1 protein-coding gene is annotated in these 2357 nt (G+C 71.9%); it reads left to right on the top strand.

Annotation, left to right across the window (positions count from 1 at the left end; translation table 11 throughout):
• Positions 1–748: 748 nt before the first annotated feature.
• Positions 749–2344 carry a GntP family permease gene (locus AAHZ94_RS32750; RefSeq protein WP_349997345.1) on the top strand — a complete coding sequence of 532 codons (1596 nt, stop codon included), beginning with the start codon at positions 749–751 and terminating at the stop codon, positions 2342–2344.
• Positions 2345–2357: the final 13 nt, after the last annotated feature.

Here is a 2357-nt window from a genome sequence, read left to right as displayed (position 1 = left end):
CCGGGGGCGGGTAGGGCACGCCTCCCGCCCACACCTTCCCGGCGCCCGCGCACCCCGCGGGGCCGCGTGCACCACCGCACCACCCGTACGAGCCGTACCACCCGTACGAGCCGCACCAACTCCAGAAGCCTCACGTCGGCAGCCTGACCAGCAGCCGTGCCCGCACCTCCGATGTCATCAACTAGCCGACAAATAAGGTCAGTTGACGACCGGCGGGACGGTGGGGCGAGCCACCCCGCTGCTCCCCGCGCCGCGTGCGCTCCGTACGCACCGCACCCCTGGACCGGGGTCCCGCGCCGTGCCCCGTCGAGCACGCCGCCCGGCCCCGTCGCCGCGAGACCGGCCCCGGAGACCGCCGCTGACCACGGCGCGCACCCGGCGAACCGGCCCCGGCACACCACCCCGCACACCACCGCCGCTGACCACGGCGCGTACGCACCCAAGACCGGCAGGCCCGCCCCCACACCCAGCGAGCGGGGCGCGTCCGCCGACCCTCTGCAACCTCTCCGCACCACCTTCCGCAAACCCTCTGCAACACCTTCCGTACCGCACCACCCGTACCGCACCACCCGTGGCGGCCCACCGGTCACCGCGGTCACACCCCACCGCTCCACCTCAAGGCACGTGACACCCCACACCTCGCGCCCCCCGTTCACCGGTGCGCGCAGCCTGGTCGCCGGCGCTCAGCCGCCGGCGCGCGCTCCTCCGATCCCTTCACCGACCGATCCCTGGAAACAACGGAGTTCCCATGTTTCTCGCTGCCGCACCCGCGGCCGAGACGCCGCCGCACACCGGTGGTCTCTTGCTGCTCATCGACGGCACCGCCGGTCTGCTGACCGTCGCCGGCCTCGGCATCGCGCTGCTGCTCTTCCTGATCATCAAGGTGCGCCTCCAGCCCTTCGTCGCACTGCTCGCGGTCTCCATCGCGGTCGGGCTCGCGGCCGGGCTCTCGGTCACCGAACTCTTCGGCACCGTGCAGAAGTCCGACGCCGTCTCGCTCATCGAATCCGGCATGGGCGGCATCCTCGGCCACGTCGCGATCATCATCGGCCTGGGCACCATGCTCGGCGCGATCCTGGAGGTCTCCGGCGGCGCCGAGGCGCTCAGCGCCCGGCTGCTGACCCTCTTCGGCGAGCGCAGGGCGCCGCTGGCGATGGGCCTAACCGGCCTGATCTTCGGCATCCCGGTCTTCTTCGACGTCGGCATCTTCGTCCTCGCACCGATCGTCTACGCGGCGGCCAAGCGCAGCGGCAAGTCGATCCTGCTGTACTGCATGCCGCTGCTGGCCGGCCTGTCCATGACGCACGCGTTCCTGCCGCCGCACCCGGGCCCGGTCGCCGCGGCCGGACTGCTCGACGTGGACCTCGGCTGGGTCATCCTGATGGGCGTGGTCTGCGGCATCCCCGCGGTGCTCGCCGCCTGGGCGTACGCGGCCTGGATCGGCCACCGCGTCTTCGTCCCCGTACCGCAGGACATGCTGGAGGCGGCCGAGGAGGCCAAGGCCGCGGTCATCGCCGAACAGCGGGCCAACAGGGCCGCCGCGGACAAGGCCGCGACCGGCAAGGGTTCTGCTGGCACGGGCTCCGCCGGCAAGGGCGCCGCAGATAAGAGCGGCGCCGGCGGTGCGGGTTCCGACGGGGCCGGCGAGCAGGCGGGTTCGGGTGCCATGGAGGCCCCGGTCCCGGTCGGCATGGTGCTCGCCATCATCGGCACCCCGCTGCTGCTCATCCTCTGCGCGACCTTCTCCTCCATCGCCTTCGACCCCAGCACGGGCCGCTCGGTCGTGGAGTTCTTCGGCCACCCCTTCGTGGCGCTGACCATCGCGCTGCTGCTCGCGTACTACCTGCTCGGGCTGCGCCGCGGCTGGTCGCGCAAGTCGCTGGAGACGGTCTCCACCGCATCGCTCAAGCCGGTCGGCAACATCCTGCTCGTGGTCGGCGCCGGCGGCGTGTTCGGTGCCGTGCTCAAGGGCAGCGGCGTCGCCCAGGCGCTCGCCGACGCCTTCGACAGCGCGGGCCTGCCGGTCATCGTGCTGGCCTGGCTGATCTCGCTGGTGCTGCGGGTCGCCCAGGGTTCGGCGACGGTGGCCATCGTCACCACCGCCGGCATCGTCTCGCCGCTGCTCGCCGACGGCGACTACTCGCAGGCCCACCTCGCCCTGGTGATCATGGCGATATCCGCCGGCTCGATCTTCGCCTCGCACGTCAACGACGGCGGCTTCTGGATGGTCGCCAAGTACTTCGGCATCTCCGAGCGCGACACCCTCAAGTCCTGGACGGTGCTCGAATCGGTGCTCTCGGTCGTCGGCTTCGTGATGGCCGCCCTGCTCAGCCTGGTGATCTAGCCGGGTACGCACC

This window comes from Streptomyces sp. HSW2009 (assembly GCF_040240285.1).
GTDB lineage: Bacteria > Actinomycetota > Actinomycetes > Streptomycetales > Streptomycetaceae > Streptomyces.
The sequence above is the reverse complement of the archived record's forward strand: the minus strand, read 5'-3'. Positions and strand labels throughout refer to the sequence as shown.

Coding starts and splice junctions, on each gene's coding strand:
- AAHZ94_RS32750 (WP_349997345.1), top strand. CDS start 749: ATGTTTCTCGCTGCCGCACCCGCGGCCGAGACGCCGCCGCACACCGGT.